Genomic DNA, 6674 nt, shown 5'->3' on the forward strand with positions numbered 1-6674 from the left:
CCGGCCGCCACGGCCGCCTGGTTGAGGCGGGGGACGGAGGAGGAGGTGATCTGGTCGCTGCGGCCGCCCTTGGGGGCCTGCACCGCCTCGGCCTTGGTGATCTTGCCGCCCGCGACGGTCACCCGCACCTGCACCGGGCCGTACTGCGTCTGCGCCACGCTGCCGGTGAGGGTCTGCGTCGCCGCCTGACCGCCTCCCGAACCCGCTGCCTGACCGCCTCCCGAACCCGCGGCCTGCGAGGGGCCACCGCCGGCCGGAGCCTTGTCCAGGGCCGACTGGAGGGACTTCTTGTAGCCGGCGCTGGTGTACGTGGCGCCCGAGACCGCGTCGATGTCCGCGCTTCCGGCCGCCACGGCCGCCTGGTTGAGGCGGGGGACGGAGGAGGAGGTGATCTGGTCGCTGCGGCCGCCCTTGGGGGCCTGCACCGCCTCGGCCTTGGTGATCTTGCCGCCCGCGACGGTCACCCGCACCTGCACCGGGCCGTACTGCGTCTGCGCGACATCGCCGGTCAGCGTCTGCGCGTTGCCCGACCCCTGCTGCGCCCCGGCCGACGCCTTCGCCTTGTCCAGGGCCGACTGGAGGGACTTCTTGTAGCCGGCGCTGGTGTACGTGGCGCCCGAGACCGCGTCGATGTCCGCGCTCTGCGCCGCGACCGCCGCCTGGTTCAGCCGCGGCACCGAGCTGGCCGTGATCTGGTCGCTGCGTCCGCCCTTGGGGGCCTGGACCGCCTCGGCCTGGGTGATCTTGCCGTTGTTCATGGTCAGGCGGACCTGCACCGCGCCGTACTGTGTCTGCGCGGCGTCACCGGTGACCGCGCCGTTCACGCCGCCCTGCGGTGCCTGCCCGGCCGCCGCGGGCGGCGCCTGACCCGCCGCCTGGGCCGAACCCGGGTCGGAGGCGGGCTTCAGGGACAGCAGCAGCACGATCCCGGAGACGGTGGCTGCGCCGGCGAGCACGGCACGCCGGACGGGGTGAGACTTCCTCATCGTTTCCCAAACTCCTGAAAGACCGTTGGTGTCCCGTCGCTCACATCTCGAACGACTCGTGATGGATACGGCGAGCGGGTACTCCCGCGCCGCGCAGTGCCTCGTAGACCGACTGGGCGAAGCCGGGCGGCCCGCACATGAAGACGTCGTGGTCACCGATGTCCGGGATCTTGCGCTGGAGGGACTCCGCCGAGATGTCGGGGCGTTCGCCCTCCGGGCTGTTGACCGCGTACATCAGCCGGGCGCCGCGCTCGTCGGCGATCTTGGCGAGTTCGCCCCACAGCGCCAGGTCCTGCGTGGTGTTGGCCCGGTAGAGCAGGGTGATGTCGCCGGACGCGCCCGGCAGCGTCTCGAACAGCGCCCGCATCGGGGTGATGCCCACACCGCCCGCGACCAGCAGCACCTTGCCGCGGCTGCGGCGCTGGGCGGTCATCGCACCGTAGGGGCCCTCGGCCCACACCTTGGTGCCCGGTTCGAGATCACGCAGCCGGGAGGTGTGGTCACCGATCGCCTTGACCGTGATCCGCAGCATGTCCGGCCGGGGCGCCGCCGACAGCGAGTACGGGTGCGAACTGAAGCGCATGCCCGGCGCCTTGAACCGCCAGCGGAAGAAATGACCGGCCTCCGCGCCCATCCGGTGCAGCTTGCGCCCGCTGATCAGCACGGACACGATCCCGGGGGTCTCCTCGATGACCGCCGCCACCCGCATGCGGTGCCGCATGTTCAGCCGGATGGGGGTGAGGATCCGGTACCAGACGACCAGCGCGGTCACCACGCCGTACAGCCCGTACCAGAAGGTCTTCGCGGCCGGCTCGACGGCGAACTCGTTGCCGGTGGTGATCTGGTGCCAGAACGTCAGGTACACCGCCGCGTACGTCAGCAGGTGCACGTGGTACCAGGTGTCGTACCCGATCAGCCGGCGCACCCCGCCGATGGACAGGATCCCGATGAGGAACAGCAGGCCAGTACCGATGGCGGCCTTGCCCATGTCCGGCAGCTGGTTGATGGAGTCGGTCGTCTGCTGGACGATGTCGCCGAGACCCTTGCCCGCCTGGAGGGCGTAGCCCCACATGATGAGGAAGACGTGGGCGAGGACCAGGCAGAGCGTGTAGCGGCCGGTCATGGCGTGCCAGCGCGCGACCCGGTCGGTGCCCACCCGGCGCTCCAGCGCGGGCACCCGGGCCATCTGGAGCACCACCAGCGCCATGAGGTAGCCGGCGAGCAGACCGGTGATCCGGCCGGCGGCCAGGATCTTGCTCGTGTTGTCCGCGAGGGACGGTGTGTTGTCCCACCACAGCCACAGCACGGCCGCCGCACCGGCCCACAGGGCGATCAGCAGCGGGACGGCCGGGGAGCGGCGCGGGCGGATGCGGCGCATCGTCTGGCGGCGGGCGGCACGTCCGCCTGCGAGCGTGGTGGTCACGGTTCCTCCGTGGGGACTTGACCCTTGGCCCACAGATACGTGCCGGGACACGGGAGTGTTCAGCCGCGTCCCGAGTCTCCTGCCGACAGGAGTGACCGCTGGTAACCCGAGCCCGGCCGGCGCCCCGTCACAGCCGCGTGACGGCCGTCTTCCCGCTCGCCGTGCCGACGGCGATGTGCGGCCGCCGCGCGGGGTCGGCCCAGGTCAGGATCCGCCGCATCGCGTCCTCGGGCACGGACACACAACCGGCCGTCGCTCCCCGCCCGTCGACATGGAGGAAGATCCCGGCGCCGCGCCCCCGCACGGGACGGTCGTAGTTGAAGCCGATGACGAGCGCGTGTGCGTACTGGGCGCGGTAGGTGATCAGCTGCTCGGCCTCGGCGGCCCGGCAGTCCGCCGCGCGCGGCTCGCTCCAGCGGTTGTAGGAGCGGGAGCCGTTGTCCTGGCACCACCAGGAGTCCCGGTGCACCCTGCGGTAGCCGTACGCCGTCCCGGGCGGCGCCGCCTTGATGCCGAAGGCGTACGGCAGCTCGTAGAGGCCGGTGGGTGTGGTGCTGGTGCCCTGCTTGCGGGAGGCGCCCGCGACGAGCCCGTTCGCCCCGAAACGGGCGGGGACGGAGCCCCTCTTCACCCAGCGTCCGTCTCCGCCCCGGTCCCACCAGCTGACCGTGCCCGTCGTCGAGGCCCGCTCCGGGGCCACCGCCGTGATCAGCTGGGTGCCGCCGCCGGTGTCCGCCATCCGGGCCGGCAGCGGCGGCGGGGCGGGCGGTCCGGCGCCGAGCGCGATCAGGGAGGAGAGGACGAGGGCGACGGCACCGGGGCGCATGCCTCAGACGGTAGAGGGAGGCAGCGGCAACGGCAGCCCGGGTAGTCCGTCCAGGCTGGTGGCGATGTGCTCCTTCTTGCCGAAGTACGCGTTGAGCGAGGCGTCGTCCTCCCGGGCGAACCGCTTGCCGTGCAGGTCCCGGTCCTCCTCGTACGCCATGAAGGGGACTCCGTAACCGCAGGTGTCGCGGACGAGTTCGGCGGTGACCACGATGATCGCGCGCAGGCCGTGCCGCGCCGGGTCGATGTCCGGGAAGTGCGCGAGCAGTTCCCGGAAGCGGGGGTCGTCACGGAAGACCGGTTCGCCCCTGCCGTGCACGCGGACGATGTTCGGCGGGCCCTGGAAGGCGCACCACATCAGGGTGATCCGACCGTTCTCCCGGAGATGGGCGATGGTCTCGGCGTTGGAACCGGCGAAGTCGAGGTAGGCCACCGTGAGCTCGTCGAGCACCGCGAAGGAGCCGGTGAGCCCCTTGGGCGAGAGGTTGACCGTGCCGTCGGCGGCCAGGGGAGCGGTGGCGGTGAAGAAGACCGGCTGCGCCTCGATGAACGTGCGGAGCCGGCCGTCTATGCGCTCATAAGTCTTTCCCATGTCGAACGATTATGGTCGCAGATCTTTCGACCGTCTAAGGAATTGCGGGATCCGGTCACCTCTGTCGGATCCCGCAGGCAGGCGTCGTCCGTGGCCGCCCCGGCCGGCGCTCCCACGGGGCGGCCACAGCGCCTGTCACCTCACTTGGTGAGCGTGCAGGCGGCCAGGGAGTCCAGGCCCTGGGGCTTCGCGGCGGTCCGTCCGATGGCGGTGGCGATGCGGTTGACGGTCGCGACGCGCTTGTCCTTGAGGGGGCCGAGGATGGCGTTCTGGACGAAGTTCGGGCCGCCCTGGCCGACGGTGTTCACCAGACGGGTGTTGGCTTCCCGGAGCTGGGTGTCGAGGAGGGTGAGGTTGCGGTCGACCTCGGCCTTGGCGGAGGCGGGGACGGCAGGGAGCTTGGAGCGGACGTCGGGGCAGGTGATCGTGCCGGCGGCGGCGTTGCCGGCGTTCCCTGCGTTGCCGGCATTCCCTGCATTCCCGGCGTTACCCGCGTTGCCGCCCGCCTGTGGCTTGCCGGCCGCGCCGCCGCCCGCGTTGGTGCCCGCGCCGTTGAGGGTGCAGGCGGCCAGGGAGTCCAGGCCCTGCGGCTTGGCCGCGGTGCGGCCGATGGCGGTGGCCATGCGGTTGATCGCCGCGACGCGCTTGTCCTTGAGGGGGCCGAGGATGGCGTTCTGGACGAAGTTCGGGCCGCCCTGGCCGACGGTGTCGACCAGGCGCTTGTTGGCTTCCTGGATCTGCGTGTTGAGCAGAGTCAGGTTGCGGTCGATCTCGGCCTTGGCGGAGGCGGGGACCGCGGGGAGCTTCGACCTGACGTCCGGGCACGTGATCGTGCCGGGGCTCGCGAGTGTCCGGGCGCTGGTCCCGTCGCTCTTGGAGCCCTCCCCGGCGAGGGCGAAGCCGGCGATCACCGTGCCGGACAGTGCCACCGCGGCGGCGCCGCCGATGAACGTGACGCGACGCTTGTTGTACTTCGGAAGAGCCCTGGACATGCGGATGCCTCACTAGGGGTCGGGTGTCGTCGGTGTCGTAACGCGGCGCCTGCGTTCGGCGAGAGGTACGGGTAAGCGGTTTCCCGCGTTCAAAGGATCTTCAAATTCCTCTCCTGCGGCCTGAATTCGCTCCTCGGCCCCGCAGAATTGACGAATCATGCAGAGCTCTGCATACTCATGCATGACGGTGAGGCACATCCACACCCCTTGAGGAGCACGCAGGTGAGCAGCAACAGCGGTGACGTCCGGCTCTGGGGCGGTCGTTTCGCCGACGGTCCCGCCGAGGCCCTGGCGAAGCTGTCCGCGTCCGTCCACTTCGACTGGCGTCTCGCGCCGTACGACATCGCCGGTTCTCGCGCCCACGCGCGCGTGCTGCACAAGGCGGGCCTGCTCACACAGGACGAGCTGACCCGCATGATCGCCGGTCTCGACCAGCTGGAGGCGGACGTCGCCGACGGCTCCTTCGTGGGCACGATCGCCGACGAGGACGTCCACACCGCCCTGGAGCGCGGCCTCCTGGAGCGCCTCGGCCCCGACCTGGGCGGCAAGCTGCGCGCGGGCCGGTCCCGCAACGACCAGGTCGCGACCCTCTTCCGGATGTACCTGCGGGATCACGCCCGGATCGTCGGCGGCCTCATCGCCGAGCTCCAGGACGCGCTGATCGGCCTCGCCGAGGCGCACCCGGACGTGGCGATGCCCGGCCGCACCCATCTCCAGCACGCCCAGCCCGTTCTCTTCGCCCACCACGTCCTGGCCCACGTCCAGTCCCTCTCCCGGGACGCGGAGCGGCTGCGCCAGTGGGACGCCCGCACGGCGGTCTCGCCCTACGGTTCGGGCGCCCTCGCGGGCTCCTCCCTCGGGCTGGACCCGGAGGCGGTGGCCAAGGACCTCGGCTTCGAGCACGGCTCGGCCGGCAACTCCATCGACGGGACGGCCTCCCGCGACTTCGTCGCCGAGTTCGCGTTCATCACGGCGATGATCGGGGTCAACCTCTCCCGGATCGCCGAGGAGGTCATCATCTGGAACACGAAGGAGTTCTCCTTCGTGACCCTGCACGACGCGTTCTCGACGGGCTCGTCGATCATGCCGCAGAAGAAGAACCCGGACATCGCGGAGCTGGCGCGCGGCAAGTCCGGCCGCCTGATCGGCAACCTGACGGGCCTGATGGCCACCCTCAAGGCCCTCCCGCTCGCGTACAACCGCGACCTCCAGGAGGACAAGGAGCCGGTCTTCGACTCCATCGACCAGCTGGAGGTCCTGCTCCCGGCCTTCACCGGCATGATGGCCACCCTCACCGTCCACCGCGAGCGCATGGAGGAACTGGCCCCCGCCGGCTTCTCCCTCGCCACGGACATCGCCGAGTGGCTGGTCAAGCAGGGTGTGCCCTTCCGCGTGGCCCACGAGGTCGCGGGGGAGTGCGTCAAGGCCGCCGAGGCCGAGGGCAAGGAGCTGGACGAGCTGACGGACGACCAGTTCGCGAAGATCTCCAGCCACCTGACCCCCGAGGTCCGTACGGTCCTCAACGTCCCCGGAGCCCTGGCCTCCCGCAACGGCAGGGGCGGCACGGCCCCGAGCGCGGTCGCCGTCCAGCTGGCGGAGGTGAAGGCCGACGTGGCGGCCCAGCACGAGTGGGCGGTGGCCAGGAGCAGCAGCGCCCTCTAAAGGGTGTTGCAGAAGGCTTGGTGGCGGCATGTCCGGGTGATGGCTGGCCCGCTGTTTCACCCTGTCATGGCGAGGTTGTGCATGGTGGCGACGGCCTGCACGGCGTGATGGAGGCCGTCGCCCCTTTGGCGGCAGTCGCGCAGGAGCTTCCAGTTCTTCATTCGGGCGAAGGTGTGCTCGACGCGGGCCCGCAC

General features: G+C 71.0%; 7 protein-coding genes. 1 reads left to right on the forward strand and 6 read right to left on the reverse strand.

Annotation, left to right across the window (positions count from 1 at the left end; translation table 11 throughout):
- The 5 genes from GTY56_RS13715 to GTY56_RS13735 form a co-directional block, all read right to left on the reverse strand.
- Nucleotides 1-986 (reverse strand): FMN-binding protein (locus GTY56_RS13715; RefSeq protein WP_161365629.1); only part of this gene is annotated, 986 nt, incomplete at its 3' end.
- Nucleotides 987-1026: 40 nt separating this feature from the next.
- Nucleotides 1027-2409 (reverse strand): ferric reductase-like transmembrane domain-containing protein, encoded by a 1383-nt coding sequence (locus tag GTY56_RS13720; RefSeq protein ID WP_161365630.1) that lies wholly within the window; start codon nt 2407-2409, stop codon nt 1027-1029.
- 127 nt (nt 2410-2536) lie between these two features.
- Entirely contained in the window at nt 2537-3235 is a 699-nt protein-coding gene (locus tag GTY56_RS13725; RefSeq protein WP_161365631.1) for a L,D-transpeptidase family protein, read from the reverse strand.
- Between the two features lie 3 nt (nt 3236-3238).
- Nucleotides 3239-3826 carry a pyridoxamine 5'-phosphate oxidase family protein gene (locus GTY56_RS13730; protein ID WP_161365632.1) on the reverse strand — a complete coding sequence of 196 codons (588 nt, stop codon included), beginning with the start codon at nt 3824-3826 and terminating at the stop codon, nt 3239-3241.
- Between the two features lie 140 nt (nt 3827-3966).
- The gene (locus tag GTY56_RS13735) at nt 3967-4818 is read right to left on the reverse strand and encodes a hypothetical protein (protein ID WP_161365633.1); all 852 of its coding nucleotides are present in this window, start codon (nt 4816-4818) and stop codon (nt 3967-3969) included.
- A 222-nt stretch (nt 4819-5040) separates the two neighbouring features.
- Here GTY56_RS13735 and argH point away from each other — a divergent pair, with 222 nt between their 5' ends.
- Nucleotides 5041-6480: an argininosuccinate lyase gene (gene argH / locus GTY56_RS13740; RefSeq protein ID WP_161365634.1), complete on the forward strand. Its 1440-nt coding sequence runs from the start codon at nt 5041-5043 to the stop codon at nt 6478-6480.
- A 56-nt stretch (nt 6481-6536) separates the two neighbouring features.
- Here argH and GTY56_RS13745 read toward each other — a convergent pair.
- The coding region (locus GTY56_RS13745) for a transposase (RefSeq protein WP_346345481.1) at nt 6537-6674 on the reverse strand (138 nt) is incomplete at its 5' end.

The sequence above is a fragment of the Streptomyces sp. SID5643 genome, from assembly GCF_009872555.1.
In the GTDB taxonomy this organism is placed as follows: Bacteria; Actinomycetota; Actinomycetes; order Streptomycetales; family Streptomycetaceae; genus Streptomyces; species Streptomyces iakyrus.

Coding starts and splice junctions, on each gene's coding strand:
- GTY56_RS13730 (WP_161365632.1), bottom strand. CDS start 3,826: ATGGGAAAGACTTATGAGCGCATAGACGGCCGGCTCCGCACGTTCATC.
- GTY56_RS13725 (WP_161365631.1), bottom strand. CDS start 3,235: ATGCGCCCCGGTGCCGTCGCCCTCGTCCTCTCCTCCCTGATCGCGCTC.
- GTY56_RS13735 (WP_161365633.1), bottom strand. CDS start 4,818: ATGTCCAGGGCTCTTCCGAAGTACAACAAGCGTCGCGTCACGTTCATC.